The organism is Fictibacillus tiangongensis, from assembly GCF_048083785.1.
In the GTDB taxonomy this organism is placed as follows: domain Bacteria; phylum Bacillota; class Bacilli; order Bacillales; family Fictibacillaceae; genus Fictibacillus.
In genome coordinates, this window is record NZ_CP182294.1 from 689,386 (window position 1) to 706,341 (window position 16,956).

Annotated in this window: 17 protein-coding genes and 1 riboswitch; of the genes, 9 read left to right on the forward strand and 8 right to left on the reverse strand. The window is 39.6% G+C overall.

Going from position 1 to position 16,956, the window contains the following annotated elements; all coding sequences use genetic code 11:
* Positions 1-24: 24 nt before the first annotated feature.
* A riboswitch (FMN riboswitch) is annotated at positions 25-172 on the forward strand.
* 179 nt (positions 173-351) lie between these two features.
* The 5 genes from ribE (ACNJYY_RS03900) (at position 352) to ACNJYY_RS03920 (ending at position 7,222) form a co-directional block, all read left to right on the forward strand.
* Complete coding sequence (gene ribE, locus ACNJYY_RS03900) at positions 352-999, forward strand: riboflavin synthase (RefSeq protein ID WP_416730636.1); 648 nt, start codon at positions 352-354, stop codon at positions 997-999.
* Between the two features lie 11 nt (positions 1,000-1,010).
* On the forward strand, positions 1,011-2,204 hold the full coding sequence (locus ACNJYY_RS03905) for a bifunctional 3,4-dihydroxy-2-butanone-4-phosphate synthase/GTP cyclohydrolase II (protein ID WP_416730637.1): 1,194 nt from the start codon (positions 1,011-1,013) through the stop codon (positions 2,202-2,204).
* A 16-nt stretch (positions 2,205-2,220) separates the two neighbouring features.
* Entirely contained in the window at positions 2,221-2,688 is a 468-nt protein-coding gene (ribE, locus tag ACNJYY_RS03910) for a 6,7-dimethyl-8-ribityllumazine synthase (protein ID WP_066239884.1), read from the forward strand.
* Between the two features lie 749 nt (positions 2,689-3,437).
* On the forward strand, positions 3,438-5,195 hold the full coding sequence (locus tag ACNJYY_RS03915; RefSeq protein WP_416730638.1) for an ABC transporter ATP-binding protein: 1,758 nt from the start codon (positions 3,438-3,440) through the stop codon (positions 5,193-5,195).
* A 2-nt stretch (positions 5,196-5,197) separates the two neighbouring features.
* Positions 5,198-7,222: an ABC transporter ATP-binding protein gene (locus tag ACNJYY_RS03920; protein ID WP_416730639.1), complete on the forward strand. Its 2,025-nt coding sequence runs from the start codon at positions 5,198-5,200 to the stop codon at positions 7,220-7,222.
* Positions 7,223-7,281: 59 nt separating this feature from the next.
* On the opposite strand, the gene ACNJYY_RS03925 is transcribed toward ACNJYY_RS03920, so the two are convergent.
* Positions 7,282-7,434 (reverse strand): hypothetical protein, encoded by a 153-nt coding sequence (locus tag ACNJYY_RS03925; protein WP_165389501.1) that lies wholly within the window; start codon positions 7,432-7,434, stop codon positions 7,282-7,284.
* 165 nt (positions 7,435-7,599) lie between these two features.
* Here ACNJYY_RS03925 and ACNJYY_RS03930 point away from each other — a divergent pair, with 165 nt between their 5' ends.
* Positions 7,600-8,922, forward strand: a complete 1,323-nt coding sequence (locus tag ACNJYY_RS03930) for a protoglobin domain-containing protein (protein WP_416730640.1) — start codon at positions 7,600-7,602, stop codon at positions 8,920-8,922.
* 28 nt (positions 8,923-8,950) lie between these two features.
* On the opposite strand, the gene ACNJYY_RS03935 is transcribed toward ACNJYY_RS03930, so the two are convergent.
* The 4 genes from ACNJYY_RS03935 to ACNJYY_RS03950 form a co-directional block, all read right to left on the reverse strand.
* Entirely contained in the window at positions 8,951-9,283 is a 333-nt protein-coding gene (locus ACNJYY_RS03935) for a hypothetical protein (protein WP_137790566.1), read from the reverse strand.
* Between the two features lie 353 nt (positions 9,284-9,636).
* Entirely contained in the window at positions 9,637-10,158 is a 522-nt protein-coding gene (locus tag ACNJYY_RS03940; RefSeq protein WP_416730641.1) for a GDYXXLXY domain-containing protein, read from the reverse strand.
* Positions 10,151-11,389, reverse strand: coding sequence for a DUF2157 domain-containing protein (locus ACNJYY_RS03945; protein ID WP_416730642.1), 1,239 nt, complete (start codon positions 11,387-11,389; stop codon positions 10,151-10,153). Before ACNJYY_RS03945 ends, ACNJYY_RS03940 begins: the two co-directional genes overlap by 8 nt.
* A gap of 198 nt (positions 11,390-11,587) precedes the next feature.
* Positions 11,588-12,370 carry an SDR family NAD(P)-dependent oxidoreductase gene (locus tag ACNJYY_RS03950; protein ID WP_416730643.1) on the reverse strand — a complete coding sequence of 261 codons (783 nt, stop codon included), beginning with the start codon at positions 12,368-12,370 and terminating at the stop codon, positions 11,588-11,590.
* Between the two features lie 143 nt (positions 12,371-12,513).
* Between ACNJYY_RS03950 and ACNJYY_RS03955 the strand changes: the two genes are divergently transcribed.
* Positions 12,514-14,031 (forward strand): aldehyde dehydrogenase family protein, encoded by a 1,518-nt coding sequence (locus ACNJYY_RS03955; RefSeq protein WP_416730644.1) that lies wholly within the window; start codon positions 12,514-12,516, stop codon positions 14,029-14,031.
* Between the two features lie 351 nt (positions 14,032-14,382).
* Here the strand turns inward: ACNJYY_RS03955 and ACNJYY_RS03960 are convergent, their stop codons facing one another.
* A complete protein-coding gene (locus ACNJYY_RS03960) occupies positions 14,383-14,691 on the reverse strand; it encodes an ArsR/SmtB family transcription factor (protein ID WP_416730645.1) in 309 nt (102 codons plus the stop codon).
* Between the two features lie 188 nt (positions 14,692-14,879).
* Between ACNJYY_RS03960 and ACNJYY_RS03965 the strand changes: the two genes are divergently transcribed.
* Together ACNJYY_RS03965 and ACNJYY_RS03970 are read left to right on the forward strand one after the other, a co-directional pair.
* Complete coding sequence (locus ACNJYY_RS03965) at positions 14,880-15,074, forward strand: alpha/beta-type small acid-soluble spore protein (protein ID WP_066239924.1); 195 nt, start codon at positions 14,880-14,882, stop codon at positions 15,072-15,074.
* A gap of 69 nt (positions 15,075-15,143) precedes the next feature.
* Complete coding sequence (locus tag ACNJYY_RS03970) at positions 15,144-15,395, forward strand: hypothetical protein (RefSeq protein WP_416730646.1); 252 nt, start codon at positions 15,144-15,146, stop codon at positions 15,393-15,395.
* A 35-nt stretch (positions 15,396-15,430) separates the two neighbouring features.
* On the opposite strand, the gene ACNJYY_RS03975 is transcribed toward ACNJYY_RS03970, so the two are convergent.
* Together ACNJYY_RS03975 and ACNJYY_RS03980 are read right to left on the reverse strand one after the other, a co-directional pair.
* Positions 15,431-16,084, reverse strand: a complete 654-nt coding sequence (locus ACNJYY_RS03975) for an amino acid ABC transporter permease (protein ID WP_191754735.1) — start codon at positions 16,082-16,084, stop codon at positions 15,431-15,433.
* Positions 16,077-16,856 carry a transporter substrate-binding domain-containing protein gene (locus tag ACNJYY_RS03980; RefSeq protein ID WP_416730647.1) on the reverse strand — a complete coding sequence of 260 codons (780 nt, stop codon included), beginning with the start codon at positions 16,854-16,856 and terminating at the stop codon, positions 16,077-16,079. Before ACNJYY_RS03980 ends, ACNJYY_RS03975 begins: the two co-directional genes overlap by 8 nt.
* Positions 16,857-16,956 lie beyond the last annotated feature (100 nt).

Consider the following 16,956-nt stretch of genomic DNA (forward strand, 5'->3'; position numbering starts at 1 on the left):
TTACTTATAATGAACATAAGTAAATAAGTCCTTCGGGGTCGGGTGAAATTCCCAACCGGCGGTGATGAGGCCAGAGCCTCTTAGTCCGTGACCCGGTTTTGCTTGTAGCAGAAACGGTGGATTCGGTGCAATTCCGAAGCCGACAGTATAGTCTGGATGGGAGAAGGAACGTGAACACTTTTAGAATACCATTGTTTAAAATAGGTATAACTAAAGGTTTATTTCGTTATATTCTTAACATTTAAAACCCCGGAAGCTTTGTTTCCGGGGTTATTTGTATTAAGAAAAAAGGACTCCTGCTTATGCATATTTACGATGATACGAACGTCATACGAGGGGAGGGAAAGCTTCTTGTTTACAGGCATTATCGAAGAAAAAGGTACGATAAAATCCATTTCCAAAGGCAACGAAACGATCGTGCTTACCGTTACAGCAAAAGAAGTACTGAAAGATGTAAACCTTGGAGATAGTATAGCGGTAAACGGTGTTTGTTTAACGGTAACTTCTTTCAGTAATAGGGAGTTCACCGTTGATGTTATGCCTGAAACGTTTCGGTCTTCCGCATTGAGGTTGTTAAACAACCGTGATTTCGTCAATCTTGAAAGAGCGATGGCTGCCGGTGGGAGGTTTGGTGGACATTTTGTTTCCGGGCATGTGGATGGGACAGGAACAATCATTGAAAAGCGTCCAGAAAGAAATGCCATCTATTATACGATCTCGTTGCCTGATCATCTGATGCGCTATTTTATGTTGAAAGGCTCTGTATGTGTAGATGGGACGAGTCTCACTATTTTCGAAGTCACAAAAAGTTCAATTACCGTGTCTTTGATTCCCCATACAGCACAACATACGATTTTAGGATCAAAGGGTACAGGAGACATCGTGAACATTGAATGTGACATGCTTGCAAAATATGTACACAATATGTTGTCGCCGAAAGAAGATACTACAAAAAAGTCAAAGCTGTCTCTTGATTTCTTACAAGAGCACGGATTTTAGGAGGAGAGTTCATGTTTCACTCCATAGAAGAAGCAGTTGCAGATCTTAAAGAAGGAAAGATTGTGATCGTAGTCGATGATGAAGATCGTGAAAACGAGGGTGATTTTGTAGCACTCGCTGAAGGGATCACTCCTGAAACCATCAATTTTATGGTGACGCACGGCAGAGGATTAGTCTGTACACCGATCTCTGAAGAAATTGCAAGAAAGCTTGACCTTTCACCAATGGTAACTACCAACACGGATTCACATGGTACAGCTTTTACGATAAGTGTTGATCATATTTCCACAACAACAGGGATTTCGGCTCAAGAAAGAGCGGCAACAATACGTGAGCTAGTAAATACAGAATCCTTGCCTACAGATTTTAAGCGCCCTGGTCATATTTTTCCGTTGATCGGAAAAAACGGAGGTGTGTTGCGAAGAGCAGGACATACAGAAGCTGCCATCGATCTTGCCCAAATGGCAGGAAGCAAATCTGCAGGTGTTATCTGTGAAATTATGAAAGAAGATGGAACGATGGCTCGTGTTCCTGAACTTGTTGAGCTTGCGAAACAGCACAATATGAAGCTGATCACGATTAAAGATCTTATTACGTACCGAAACAAAACAGAGCAGATGGTTAAGCGTGAAGTAGAGATTAATCTGCCTACAGAGTTTGGAGATTTTAAAGCGATCGGTTTTTCAAATGTATTGGATGAGAAAGAACACGTGGCACTTGTCAAAGGTGACGTTGCAAACGGGGAGCCTGTTTTAGTTCGTGTTCATTCTGAGTGTTTAACAGGCGATGTGTTCGGCTCTGCTCGTTGCGATTGTGGCTCACAGCTTCATGCGGCACTTTCTCAGATTGAAAAAGAAGGGCGCGGCGTCCTTCTGTACATGAGACAAGAAGGCCGCGGCATCGGACTCATCAATAAGATGAAAGCATACAAACTTCAAGAAGAAGGTCTAGATACGGTTGAGGCAAATGAACAGCTCGGGTTCGCACCAGATCTTAGAGATTATGGCATCGGCGCACAGATTTTAAAAGATCTTGGCATCAGTAAGATGAAACTGTTGACGAACAATCCAAGAAAGATTGCTGGATTAAAAGGTTATGACTTAGAAGTGACCGATCGTGTGGCGCTTCAGATGCCTCATAACAAGAACAACGAAGATTACCTAAAAACTAAGAAGAGCAAATTGGGGCATATGCTTCATTTCTAAATCAGGAGGAATAGTCATGGCAAAATTATTTGAAGGACATTTAGTTGGTACAGGATTAAAAGTAGGTATCGTAGCAGGACGTTTTAATGATTTTATTTCTGATAAATTGGTGTCTGGTGCACAAGACGCTTTCAAGAGACACGGTATTTCTGAAGATGATGTAGACATCGCTTGGGTTCCTGGAGCGTTTGAGATTCCGTTGATCGCGAAAAAGATGGCAGATAGCGGTAACTATGATGCTGTAATCACGCTAGGTGCGGTAATCCGCGGTTCAACGCCTCACTTTGATTACGTTTGTAATGAAGCAGCAAAAGGAGTTGCTCAAGCATCGATGACAAGCGGTGTCCCTGTAATCTTTGGCGTGTTAACCGTTGATTCGATCGAACAAGCGATCGAACGCGCTGGAACGAAAGCAGGAAACAAGGGCTGGGAAGCAGCAGTTTCTGCGATTGAAATGGCCAACTTAACGCGTCAATTAGGATAATATGTTGGTGTGTGGAAGCCCGTCACTTTATTAAGTGGCGGGTTTTTTGGATTTGTCGAAGGGTGTCGATTCGAAGGTAACTTTTGGATTGAGAGTAATAACTCGTGGATGAAGTGCGTAAATTTGTGGATTGAAGGTGAAAACTCGTGGATTAAATGCTACAACTTCTGGATTAAATGCTACAACTTCTGAAATGGGGGTTAAAACATCAAGCCTGACACCCTTCTAAAGTACAATTTAACAGCGATTTAAATAATTTTAAGCATATCTAAAAGCAATTGACATATTTATTAGAATAGTGTTAAGATTACCAAAGTTACAAACTACAAAATTATGGAAAGGATGGTCGTGTCATGGTGAAAGAAATGATTGTTACTCAAATTGCGGTCACTGTAGTAATGCATGTTGACTCTACAATTTCATACCATGGCCTGCCGGAAGAGATGTAATAGAATTATTATTCTACATATCTGCCTTTTCTATATACAAGTTTGTACGCAGGTCACCCCAGTCGTGACGTGTGTTTTTTTTGATTTCAAAGCATACCGAGTTCGAATGGTATGCTTTTTATTTTTGTTTGCATAGAAGAGATCACTCTTCTTGTTGCAATAGATCCACTAATTATGAGGAGGAGAACAAATGAAAAGAAAATCGTTGAATGTGTGGCTAGAACGCAAGGATCATACACTTTTTGGGTAGCTACGTTAAACAACTGTTTAAAAGAATGGTAGATCGAGAGGAGAGACATTATGTTTTCAGTTTTAGGTAAATTAGCTTGGTTCTTTAAGAAACATTGGATACGTTACACCATTGCGGTAGTGTTGCTGACTGGCGTTGGGATCATCGAAATCATCCCACCGAAACTCATCGGTAACATTATTGACTCCATTCATATGGGCACGATCACTAAAGAAGACATGATGAAGACTCTTGGAATCTTTGTAGCTGTTCTCGTTTCTATGTACATTACGATGTATATCTGGATGTATCAGCTTTTTGGAGGCGCTTTTATCATCGAACGCTCGATGCGTTCAAGTTTCATGCGTCACCTATTAAAGATGACTCCTACGTTCTTTGAGAAAAATAGAACAGGAGATCTGATGGCACGTGCGACAAATGACTTAAAAGCCATCTCGATGACTGCAGGATTCGGAATCTTAACTCTTGTAGACTCTAGTTTGTTCATGCTGACGATCCTTTTCGTGATGGGATTCATGATCAGTTGGAAATTAACGTTTGCAGCGCTCATTCCACTGCCGATTATCGCATTTATTATTAAGAAATACGGAAAGAAAGTACATCAGCGTTTTACCATTGCACAAGACGCATTTGGAGAAATGAACGATTCAGTTCTGGAAAGCATACAAGGAGTACGTGTTATTCGTGCTTATGTTCAAGAAGAAGAGGATGTAGAGCGCTTCAATAAAGTAACAGAAGATGTATTTGAAAAGAACTTGGCTGTATCAAGAATCGATGCCTTATTCGAGCCAACTATAAAAGTATTAGTAGGTATGAGCTATTTAATCGGTTTAGGATACGGGGCATACATGGTCTTTCATAAGACGATCACACTTGGAGAGCTTGTTACGTTCAACGTGTACTTAGGTATGCTGATCTGGCCGATGATTGCGATCGGTGAGCTCATTAATATTATGGAACGTGGAAGTGCATCACTTGATCGTGTGAATGAAACGCTTAGCTATGAACCTGATGTAAAAAACGCAGAAGACCTTGTACCATTAAAAGATCCAGGAACAATCGCATTCGAAGACGTGACATTCCGTTATCCTTCTTCTGAAACAGATAACTTAAAGAAGATCAACGTTAAGGTGGAAAAAGGTGCGACTCTTGGAATTGTTGGCCGAACAGGCAGCGGAAAGACAACACTTCTTAAACAGCTTTTAAGAGAGTATCCAGCTGGAAAAGGTAACATCACATTCTCTGGTGTTGGCATTGAAGATATCGCATTAGAAGATCTGCAAGGATGGATTGGATATGTACCGCAGGATGCTATTCTTTTCTCCAAAACAGTAGAGGAAAATATCCTGTTCGGAAATAGCACAGCGGGTGTAGATAAGTTGAATCATGTTATGGAGATGGCATCATTCAGAAAAGATGTTCAGTTCCTTCCTGAAGGATTGAACACACTTGTTGGTGAAAAAGGTGTCGCGTTATCAGGAGGACAGAAACAGCGTGTGTCTATTGCACGAGCATTGTGTGTAGATCCGGAGATTTTGATCCTAGACGATGCCCTTTCAGCTGTTGATGCGAAGACGGAGACAGCGATCATTGATAATATCCGAAAAGAACGCGCTGGGAAAACAACTTTTATTACAACTCACCGACTGTCGGCAGTTGAACATGCAGATTGGATCATCGTAATTGATGATGGAGCTATCGTGGATCAAGGCAGACATGAGGATTTAATAGCAAGAGACGGCTGGTATAAAGAACAGCACGAACGTCAACAGATCGAACAAAACTTAAATGATAATAAGGCGGTGTAGCCATGAACGTTGGAAAACGCCTGTTTCAATACGCACTTCACTATAAAAAGAACTTTATTCTCGGGCTTCTGATGCTTACTGTTGCCATTGGAGCGGAGCTAACTGGACCGTTCATCGCAAAGACGATGATCGATGACCATATTCTTGGTATCGAGCGGCCATGGCATCAAGTGGTTAGTAAAGAAAAAGAAGCAGTGAAATACGATGGAAACTGGTATAAGCGAAGCGATCATTTTGATCCTGGAGAAGAAAAAGGAAAAGAGATACGAGTCATCCAAGTGAAACGAGACTATTTCGTTGTACCAAACAAAATATCTTTTGATGGAGAACGAAAAGCGAGTAACGGAGAGGTGACGATTTCTTTTAAAGGAAAATCAGAAACCTATTCGGCAGATAAACTAAGTACGAGTGAAACATTCGCTTTTTATAAGCCGGAGATAGCGGGAATCATGAAACTGACCATGATCTACTTAAGTCTTCTCGTTTTTGCAGCATTCTTTCAGTATGGTCAGCGCTATATGCTGCAGCGCTCGTCTAATCTGGTTATCAAGAAGATTCGTCAAGATGTGTTCGCCCACGTTCAGCGTGTAGCGATTACGTATTTTGATAATCAACCTGCTGGAAAGATCGTTTCTCGTATAACGAATGATACGGAAGCGATCAAAGAATTATTTATTAACGTTCTAGCAAACTTCTTTACAGGAATCATCTATCTGACAGGGATATTCATCGCGTTGTTCTTGCTGGATCCTAAGCTTGCAACCATCTGTTTGATCCTGGTACCGATCCTTGTGGTTTGGATCATTGTTTATCGAAAGTTTGCGTCTAAATACAATCATAAGATTCGTTCTACTCTCAGTGACATTAACGGAATGATAAACGAATCAATCAACGGTATGACAATCATTCAAGCATTTAAGCGGCAAAATAAGACTTCTGAAGAATTTGAAACGATGAATAAAGAATACTTCACCTTTCAAAATAAGCTCTTGAGTCTTAACGCGATGACTGGACATAACCTTGTATTGTTATTAAAGAATCTTGCGTTCATGGCATTCATCTGGCACTTTGGAGGTCAGGCGCTTGGCGTAGGTTCTGTCATTTCAATCGGTGTTCTGTATGCGTTTGTAGATTATTTAAACCGAATGTTCCACCCTGTAACAGGTATGGTTAACCAGCTTGCACAGCTTGAGCAGGCACTTGTATCTGCAGAGCGAGTATTTGTGCTGATGGATGAACCAGGACAAAAAGTAACAGAAACAGAGATTGAGCGATACAAAGGGAATGTAGCGTTCCAAGATGTTACGTTCAGCTATGTAGAAGGTGAACCTGTTCTTAAAAATATCGCTTTCGAAGCAAATCAAGGTGAGACAGTGGCGCTTGTCGGTCATACGGGTTCTGGGAAAAGTTCGATCATGAATCTGCTGTTCCGTTTCTATGACATTAAACAAGGAAAGATCATGATCGATGGCCAAGACATCATGAAGCTTTCTAAACAAGAGCTCCGACAGCATATGGGAATCGTGTTGCAAGATCCATTCTTGTTTACAGGAACTATTGCATCCAACGTGAGCTTAGATAATCCAGAGATCACACGCGAACAAGTTGAAAAAGCGCTGACGGATGTAGGGGCAATGCCGTTTATCAACAACTTGCCAAAAGGATTGGATGAACCGGTTATTGAAAAAGGAAGCACCCTTTCATCAGGTCAGAGACAATTAATCTCATTTGCAAGAGCGTTAGCGTACAATCCAGCTATCTTAATTCTTGATGAAGCAACGGCAAGCATCGATACTGAAACAGAAGCTGTGATTCAAGAGGCATTAGATGTGTTAAAAAGAGGAAGAACGACTTTCATTATTGCCCACAGACTTTCTACAATTAAGAGTGCCGATCAGATCCTAGTTCTCGATCGTGGTGTGATCGTAGAACGCGGCAGTCACGATGAATTGATGAAAGAAAAGGGACGTTACTTCCAGATGTATCAGCTTCAACAAGGAAAAACAGAAACACGCGCCGTAAGTTAAACGCTAAAAGGAGCCTCGTTTAGGGGCTCCTTTTTTTGTTATTTTTAGAAGGTTCATTATCAACCTTCTTCTTTATTTTTTTCATCCATCTCATCATTTTGTTCGCCATCGTCTACACCGTTGTCTTGGTCTACACCATCACCGCAAGCAGTTAATCCACCTAACGTTAACATTGCTGCCAATGTTCCAGCTGCCCATCTCTTTTTCCACATGTGAATCACTCCTCTTTTCATTTTTTTTAAATTTTTTTGTTTAGTAAAAGATTCCCTTAAAGAAGTCGATAAAACATATGAATCTATAAAATGAGCGTATAGTCGCATGTAATTGCATCATATTGGATGAAATGTAACTGATTATCAAGGAAGAAGGAAAACAAAATGGCATCTATTTTAAGCATACTAACAAAAAAGAAGAGTACGACAGTATTACTTGATCCTACTGAAAACGTAAAAGAAGATGTGAAGATCTTAGTATCTCCAAACAGTGAATGGCAGAAGCAATTGAACATGATTTCATTAACAGTGGATGACTTAGCGATCATTCGCTCGATCAAACCCTTGATCTCTGAGAATATAGAAGAAATCGTAAACCAATTTTATAAAAATATTGAACATGTGCCTGGCTTGATGGAAATTATACAAAAACACAGCTCTATTAATAAACTTCAAGTAACCCTGATTAAGCACATACAAGAAATGTTTGACGGTGTTATTGATACAGCGTATATCGAACAAAGAAAAGTGATCGCCCGCATCCACTTTAAGATTGGACTGCAGCCAAAATGGTATATCTGTTCTTTTCAGGATATGCTGCTGTCTTTTTTATCTATTTTAGACAAACATATTGAGAATAAAAATGAGTACTTGCTTGCTGTTAAAGCAGTGACGAAGATCTTGAATTTTGAACAGCAGATTGTTTTAGAATCTTTTGAATTAGAGCAAATCAAACAAAGAGAACAACATGAAGAGCAAAAAAGACAGATCGCGTTATCAGTCGGGGATTCTGTGGAAGAACTTGCGAGTATCTCAGAAGAGACGAGTGCAGCCCTAGAAGAGTTAACATCAAAGGCTGATGAAGTGGTTGTTTTTGCAAAAAGCACAGCAGAATCTGCTATACAGGTATCTAATAATTCTTTAGCAGGTAAGAACAAACTAGACGATCATCAACAACTGATTCTAAAAGTAAAAGACCAATCAGAACAGATTACAACTGAACTAATCAACTTAGAACAAGCAACTGTTAAGATAAACGATGTGGTTGATATCGTTACAGCGATCGCGGAACAGACGAACCTACTATCCCTCAACGCAGCGATAGAAGCCGCTCGAGCTGGAGAGGCTGGTAAAGGATTCTCTGTTGTAGCTCATGAAGTCCGAAAATTAGCTGATCAAACAAAGACCTCTGTTTCAGGTGTTTCAGAACTTGTGAAAAATACACACAAACGAATAGAAGCTGTCACTCAATCTGTTGAAAGTATTCATCATTATATAAACGATAGTGTCAGTGAAGCTACGGAAATATCAGATTTCTTTGTAGCCATTCTTTCTAAGATGGATGAGAGTACGGATCGAAGCGGAAAGCTAGAAAAAGAAGTAGAAGTGATGGCTGAAGTGATCGAAGAACTGAGTCATGCAGTAGGGCAGATCGCTGTATCAGCCGATTCGTTAACAGATGTTACGAAAAGCATGCAACAAGAATAAAGAAGAGATCCTCTGCGGGATCTCTTCTTTATTTATTGATTACATATTGTGCTCTATTGGTTTCGAATGAAACGATGTTATCGTCTGTTCGTATATCATTAATTCCATCGATCGGTATCTCGTACGTAATTGTTGGTAGCTCTACTTGTGAACCTTCTTCTGCTGCATATGCTGTACCGTGTAAAAACAATATGTGATCACCTAAATAGTCATCATGTGCGTCTCTTTGTTCAAAGGTTGCCTTATCCAATGAGATTCTGATTTGATCTAGATCTCCTGCTTCTTCTTTACGAATAGAAATCTGGTTACCAGCCCACCCATTTAGTACATCTTTTAGTTCGATAATTTTAGTATCTGACATTGTTTTCACCTCATTATCAATTTTCCCGTAATCCTTAAACTTAAACCGGAGAATAATGAGTAATTAGATATAAAAAAATGTATGTAAGAATTTTTTAGCTGAGAAACCTTTAATAGAAATGCTGGAGCGCGTGCCTGCAGGACATTTTCGTATGTTTTGTCCGCAAGAGGAGGACAGGGGCAAACATTATGAGGTAATCTCTTTTTTTTACAGGGTAAACTGATTTTTATACGAGGTAATACTCGATAATTCCGTAGATAAAATTATTCATCCGATTTTCGACAAACACTTCCGAGCAATAAACAAAAAAACTCATAAAGGGCATTTTCAGCTCTTTATGAGTCGTTCAGCATCTAAGGATTCAGCTCTACGATCTTATGAGCTCCCCAAGGTGCAACGCTTATGATCACATCCATGTCTTTTGCTTGCTGTTCAAGTTCTTTTCCCGTGTTCTCTTGAACATAATACCTCTCAAACCCATACGTAAGCTGAATTTGATCGAACGAGTTTTGACCCCAGACTTTTTCAGCTTTAGCAGTTAACACAACCTGGTTCTTTGCTATATCTGGTTTTTCAGAATAAACATTCTTAACCACATAATAACCTTCTTTGTTAGGCTGCAGAACAACATAGGTCTTATGATTGCCGCGATCTAGTTCATCTGTATCGCCTCTATAGCTTTTGAGAGGAGCTGTACTGATATCATAACGAAGTGTTACATAATCGCCATACAAAAGATCTCTTGGATCGACGGGAACGGTCTTAATCTTGATCTCTTTTCCGAAATAATCGATGCTGTAATAACTTCCTGCGATAAAGATCAGAAATAATACTTGAAGAAGGGCAGCGATCATCCAACCTCTTTTTTTAATCATGATGCGGACCTCCGTTCTTTAAGATCTGCTTTTTCTTACGTTGGAGAAACGCATTAAGTATGAATAAAAGAATTCCACCTAATAAGAAGAAAATGGACTTTGGCATAAAGGACCATGCCAGATTAAAGTAACCCATTAAGCAAACGAGCAGAAAGAGTACAATTCCAAAATTGATCTGCGACCGACTTTCATTACGATAACCCTCTGCAAGTTTGAAGCCAGAATAAACGAACATGATGATTAAATAAACAATGCCTACTATTAACGGATCAGTCACTTTGACAAGGTAAAAGAACGGTATGAAAATCAAGAGTTCCCATGCATGCATGTATAGATTCGCCTGACGCTTACCGGCGACTGATAGTGCGAATAGAGCAACCAGTACGGGGATGAACAGATAAGGGTTCGGCAGCTCAAAGTCAGAAGAAAATTCATTTGTAAGCAAGAAATACAATCCGTAAGCAAAACCAAATCCAATGAGGGTTCCTAGGCGATTAAACGTTTGTTTAAAAACTCTCTTTTCAACCCATAAACTGCTTGTAAATAAAGCGAATCCAAATAAGAAGAACCAAAGTAAATTAATATCGTTAACTGTAATAAACATGAGTACTTGTGTGCTGAGTCCAATCGAAAAAATCCAAGATTTTAGAGTGGATGGATACAAGAAAACAAAGCCTCCGACAGCTATGATAAAAAGGATACATAAAAGGTAACTAAAGCTTTGAAATTCACTTATGCTGTAAAGTTGCCCTCCGACTGTTAAAAGCCCAACAAGGAAAAAATAGAGCTTGTGACGATCTCTGAATAAATAAAAAATGGCAGGAAAGCTCCAGAAAACGAATAACCGGGCATCGACGGCATTAAGGTTAAAAGTTTGACCTAAAAGAATGATACTTGCTCCAAATGTAATGATTCCAAGCAGATTAAGAGAAGTACCTAATGAACGCTGGCCGGCTTTTAAATACCGTTCACCAGAATAGTAAAAACCGAGCATAAACACGATAAGTAAGGAAAGTCTGGCGATCGGTGAGATTTCTCCCCAATTTGATGCAATGAAAGATAGAATTCCGATGCCGATTAAAACACTGGCTAGAATGGGTAATACACCAGTAACTTTGGCCTTGTCTTCAGAATCAGGGTATCTTGCAAGAATTAAATCTAACTGATCTTTGGAAATGATGTTGTCAGCGATCCACTTTTTCCCTTCTTTTCTTATCCATTTTTTGTTCATGTTTTACCACCTCAGTTCATGTATATGTATATTTAGATAAAAACAGGACGAAACACAAATATTCTCTTTTGGTGTAATATTACACAAAGAAAATCGTGTTATCAAGCAATAAATTGAAAAGAACATTCGAAGTCTTATGTTAGATCAGGACCATTAAAAAAGAACAGCGATTAAAAGCTGTTCTCAAAATTATGACATTTATTTTTTGTCTTGTACATAATGCACAATTTTTAAAATCGTTTTGCGAGGTAAGAATCGTACGATGTTAGCTAATGCCTTGTTTTTAAATCCTGGAATCGACAATGAATCTTTAGACATCAAGGCGTTGTAGCCTGACCGCGCAACGTCGGTCGCACTCATCGCACCAGATTGAAACAAGCGAGATGACTCAAGGCTTGCCCGTTTTTCGAAGTTTGTAGCAGTTGCACCAGGACAAAGAGCGGTAACACTTACATCGGTATGACGTAATTCATAGTTGATGGCTTCTGAGAAGGAAAGTACATAAGCTTTTGTTGCGTAATAGACAGCCATTAATGGTCCAGGTTGGAATGCTGCAGTTGAGGCCACGTTTAAGATTTTCCCTCGATTACGCTTAATCATTCCGGGAAGAAGCTGTTTTGTCAGTGTGGTAAGAGCCGTTATGTTTACTTGAATCATATCTTTTTCATCTTTCCATGATGTCTCGTAAAAAGGTCCGTAAGCAGCAAATCCTGCATTGTTGATCAGAACGTCAACCTCAATACCCCTTGCAATGATCTCTGCAGTCAGTTCTTCTGCAGCATCGGTTCGGCTTAAGTCTTTTGCAATTACCGTAACTGAAATACCGTATTTTTTAGACATCTGTAGTGCAATCTCATTAAGCTTTGACTCATTTCTAGCTGTAAGCACTAAATGGTAGCCGTCTTTCGCAAAGAGATCAGCAAATTCAAGGCCAATTCCGCTTGAGGCTCCTGTAATGAGTGCAATTTTATTATTTATCATAAGAAACATCCTTCCTAATATCGTGTTTATATGTTTAAGAATATCAACATGATATCATAACCATAAAAATAAATAAACAATAACTCATCAAAAAAGGTATGATGGAAGAAATATGAAAATTTTGACAAAGGAGGTGCGCTTGAATGAAAAACGTAATGATTGCAAAACATCCTGCAACAGGTGAAACCATCGATCAGTGGCTAGAAACGGGAGAAAATCACGTTCCTGAAATGTATGAAAAAGCTTCTGCTGCTTTTCAATATTGGTCCACACGTACATTAGAAACTCGATTGACGTTTATAAAAAAGATAAAGCAGCATCTATTAGATAACATGGATGAGATCGTAGATGAAATTTGTGCTGCGACTGGAAAAGTGAAGACAGAAGCTCTAACAGCAGATCTCATGCCCGTAATTGATATGATCGCGCATTATGAGAAGCGCGCACCAAAAATATTAAAGCGAAAAAAAGTTTCTACACCGATTCTTTTTATAGGCAAAACTTCATATGTAGATTATTTTCCTCTAGGAACAGTATTGGTCATCTCACCATGGAACTATCCTTTTCAACTCTCGATGACTCCTGTAATCTCTGCACTGATCGCAGGAAATTCTGTTATTGTAAAACCTTCTGAAGTCACACCTACGATCGGATTGTTGATTGAAAAAATTGCGAGGGAAGTGAATCTGCCGAAAAATGTTCTTCAAGTTGCGCATGGTGGAAAAGAGCTGGGACAAGCTTTGGTTTCTGGAACGCCAGATGGCATTTTCTTCACAGGATCTGTTGAGACAGGACGTAAGATAGGAGTTGAAGCGAGCAAGAGATTTATTCCTTATACTCTGGAGCTTGGCGGAAAAGATCCAATGATTGTATTTGAAGATGCTCACATGTTAAGAGCAGTAAATGGTGCAGTGTGGGGGGCATTCACGAATGCAGGACAAGTCTGCATGTCGATTGAAAGAGTTTATGTGCAGCATGCGATTCATGGAGAATTCATCGACAGGCTAGTAGAAGAAACGAAGAAATTGAAACTTGGAGAAGATATAGGTTCATTAACTTTTCCTCACCAAAAAGAGATTATTAGAAATCACGTAAAGGATGCATTAGAGAAAGGTGCTCTTCTGCTTACTGGCAAAGACCCTGATCTGTGGGGAGAAAGCATGTATTTGGAACCAATGATCTTAACGAATGTTACTGAAGATATGAACATCGTTAAAGAAGAAACGTTTGGACCCGTACTGCCTGTGATATCCTTCTCAACAGAGGAAGAAGCGATTGAAAAAGCGAACAGCACTGAGTTTGGTTTGAACGCAAGTGTATGGACAAAGGATGCTAAAAAAGCAAACCGTGTAACATCAAAGCTAGTAACAGGCAGTGCCGTGATTAACGATGTAATCGTTTCAGTAGCAAATCCTCATCTTCCATTTGGTGGTGTGAAAAGCAGCGGTGTAGGCAGGTATCACGGAGACGAAGGCTTGTTCACCTTTACCCGTCAGATGTCGGTAATGAAGGATGCGGGAATCAAACAACGAGAAATCAATTGGTACCCGTACGAAAATAAGTACTCAAAAATAAGAACATTGATCAGAGCTTATTTCTCAAACAGCAAACAAAGAGCGGCATTAATTCGTTCAGGTATTAAACAGCTTCGGAAAAAATAGAGCTGTTTTCGTCTTGCAGAGTTGTTTTTGTAGTGAAGTCGTTTTTTGCTTCAGATGCGCTTATTATTGTCCAAACAAAAACGATTCAGCAAACAAGCTGAATCGTTTTTTTATAAGATTTTTATACTGGCCTGGCCTGTATCTAAAGATTTGTTGCATTAAATGTTTTCTCCTTCACTTCTATGCGAGTTGGTTGGAGTGAAAGGTGCGAGACTCCTATGGGACGAGCGGTCAGGTGAGACCCTTAAGGGCGCAAAGCGGCAAGGGGCTCACCGGTCGCCCCATGGAAAGCGAGCAACCTGAAGCGGAAATCAACTACCTTCATAAACAACAGCGAATACAACAAAGAGCTTACAAAATACATTCCTCTTCAATAATGTGAATGAGCTGTTTGAGCTGTACAACGGTTTGATCAAGCGTTAAGAAATAAAAAATCTCTTTCCCTTTTTTCTCCGTCCCAACAATTCCAGTTTCTCGTAAAATTTTTAAGTGATGGGAGACTGTTGGTCGTGACATTGGAGATTGACCGGCAATATCCGTTACATTCATTTTATCTGTCTCCGCTAAAAGCAGAACGAGGTCTTGTCTGACAGGATCACCTAATGCTTGAAACAGAGGTATGGTTTTTCTGAACATCTCTACTGCATATTCATTTGACATTTTCTTTCACCAACTTTTTCATAATCATCACATGATTTTTTTCTTACTATAATTCAGTATAAACCAACTAGACAACCTTTTTGAATACATCACCCGATTTGTAGTGGGAAGAACGCTATATATTGCCAATGTTAGAAACGAATAGAGAAACGGGTGAGATACACAATAAAGGCAAGGGGGTGAAACACATGGCAAGAAGAAACAAATTGGTTGTCCCAGGAGCACAGCAAGCAATTGATCAAATGAAATATGAGATCGCATCTGAGTTCGGTGTTACACTTGGCCCAGATACAACTGCTCGTGCGAATGGCTCGGTTGGTGGGGAAATGACAAAACGTTTAGTCGCAATGGGTCAGCAACAGTTAAGTGGCGGTAATCGCTAACTTAGCTCGTAACTGATACAAAACGGGGGTGGAGGAATCCACTCCCTTTTTAAATCATAGGAGTTGATAATGATGGCGATGTGCCCGATCTGTAATAACTTTCAAACGATAAACGTTTGCTGTCCAGAATGCGGAAGAGCGGTTCAAGATCAAGGAAGAGTAAGTGATTTTTTCGATGATTACAGTCCCTACATGGAAGTGGATGAACTGAAGCTAGAGGATGGCTATCCTGAAAATTTTGCAGAAAGCCAATGCCCACATGTGTTTTATTGTGATGCTTGTCATCAAGAAGTGCTCTTTTTTATAGGTGAGTGGGAATAGAAAAAACCTTCATATCCAAATGAGACATGAAGGGATTATTGGCTGATTCTGATTCTTCTTTCAAGCAGTACTCGAAGACCGTCCAATAGAGAAGTTAAAATCCAATAAAGGACTGCAGCTTCTAGTAGAACAGGTAATACGATCAGTTGTGATGCGCTGATCTGATCTGCCATCAAAGTAAGCTCTGGTACTGTAATTACTGAAGCTAACGAAGAAGCTTTAACGATATCGATCAATGAATTCCAAACGGACGGAATCGAAATTCTCCATGCTTGTGGGAGAATTACTTCTTTATACGTAAGATATCTGTTCATCCCAAGTGAAAATGCGGCTTCCCATTGTCCTTTTTCGATCGATTGAATAGCTCCCCGATAGGATTCGGCTATATAGGCACTAAAATGAAGTATCAGTCCAGCGAGCGCAGCCTGCCATCCTTCAGGTACATAAATAAACGTGAAACCGTTATAGAGAATCAATAATTGAATTAATAATGGCGTTCCCCTAAAGAAAGAAATATACCCCTTGGCAATCCCTGACAAGAATTTATTCGATGACATCCTGCATAAAGCAACTACCAACCCAAAAATAAGCGCTCCGAAAATCGATACAAGGCTTATGACGATAGTAAAAACAGCTCCCTCCAATAAATAGGGGAGGGAGTTGATCAGAATTTCTGATAAATTATTCACTTACATTTTCTCCAAAATATTTTTCGGAGAGCTTTTTCAGTGTACCGTCACTCTTCATTTCTTCAAGAGCTTTGTTTACATCTTTAATTAAATCTTTGTCATCTTTTCGGAATGCAAATGCCATTTCGTTTTCGTTAAAAGGTTCGCCAACCGCTTTAACATTATAATCTGTTTTCTTTAATTCTGTCAGGATGAAAAGCTGATCGTTCATTGCAGCATCTACACGGTTAACATCTAAATCTGTTAATACTTGTGCAGCACCTTTATAGAACTTTGTTTTTGCTCCAGCTTTTTCGGCTTCAGCAGCGTAGTTACTTCCTTGTGTCGTTCCGACTACTTTGCCTTTTAAATCTTCAATCCTTTTAATATCTTTGTTGTCTTTGTTCACGATAACTTGTCCACCAGAAACGGTATAAGGAGTAGAGAAGTCATATTTAGCTTTTCTTTCGTCTGTAATAGTTACTTGATTCGCTACTAGATCAAATCGTTTAGAGTCTAAAGAAGTAAACATGTTCTTCCATTCAGTTGCCACGAACTTCGGCTCCATATCCAGACGCTTAGCAACTTCTTTAGCTACTTCAACATCATAGCCTGTGATTTCATTTGTCTTCTTATCACGATATGAGAAAGGTGGATATGTAGCTTCAGTACCAATTGTAAGTACTTTTTTATCAGTGTTCGAACCTGATTTTGACTCGTCAGAATTTCCGCATGCTGACAACAGAATGACAGAAAGAGCGAGAGCTGACAGGAATTTAAGTGTGTTTTTCAATTGAAGTCCTCCTCGTCAGGATAATCCCGACCAATTTTATAGAATTTATTGTATAAACGAATGGCGAATTCGTCAATCATTAAACATTTTCCCCGATAAA

Bases quoted from the DNA above. Each gene is read 5' to 3' on its own strand.
- ACNJYY_RS03955 (WP_416730644.1), top strand. From the start codon at position 12,514: ATGAAAAACGTAATGATTGCAAAACATCCTGCAACAGGTGAAACCATC.
- ACNJYY_RS03950 (WP_416730643.1), bottom strand. From the start codon at position 12,370: ATGATAAATAATAAAATTGCACTCATTACAGGAGCCTCAAGCGGAATT.
- ACNJYY_RS03915 (WP_416730638.1), top strand. From the start codon at position 3,438: ATGTTTTCAGTTTTAGGTAAATTAGCTTGGTTCTTTAAGAAACATTGG.
- ACNJYY_RS03925 (WP_165389501.1), bottom strand. From the start codon at position 7,434: ATGTGGAAAAAGAGATGGGCAGCTGGAACATTGGCAGCAATGTTAACG.
- ACNJYY_RS03920 (WP_416730639.1), top strand. From the start codon at position 5,198: ATGAACGTTGGAAAACGCCTGTTTCAATACGCACTTCACTATAAAAAG.
- ACNJYY_RS03940 (WP_416730641.1), bottom strand. From the start codon at position 10,158: ATGATTAAAAAAAGAGGTTGGATGATCGCTGCCCTTCTTCAAGTATTA.
- ACNJYY_RS03965 (WP_066239924.1), top strand. From the start codon at position 14,880: ATGGCAAGAAGAAACAAATTGGTTGTCCCAGGAGCACAGCAAGCAATT.
- ACNJYY_RS03930 (WP_416730640.1), top strand. From the start codon at position 7,600: ATGGCATCTATTTTAAGCATACTAACAAAAAAGAAGAGTACGACAGTA.
- ACNJYY_RS03935 (WP_137790566.1), bottom strand. From the start codon at position 9,283: ATGTCAGATACTAAAATTATCGAACTAAAAGATGTACTAAATGGGTGG.
- ACNJYY_RS03945 (WP_416730642.1), bottom strand. From the start codon at position 11,389: ATGAACAAAAAATGGATAAGAAAAGAAGGGAAAAAGTGGATCGCTGAC.
- ribE (WP_066239884.1), top strand. From the start codon at position 2,221: ATGGCAAAATTATTTGAAGGACATTTAGTTGGTACAGGATTAAAAGTA.
- ACNJYY_RS03960 (WP_416730645.1), bottom strand. From the start codon at position 14,691: ATGTCAAATGAATATGCAGTAGAGATGTTCAGAAAAACCATACCTCTG.
- ACNJYY_RS03905 (WP_416730637.1), top strand. From the start codon at position 1,011: ATGTTTCACTCCATAGAAGAAGCAGTTGCAGATCTTAAAGAAGGAAAG.
- ACNJYY_RS03970 (WP_416730646.1), top strand. From the start codon at position 15,144: ATGATGGCGATGTGCCCGATCTGTAATAACTTTCAAACGATAAACGTT.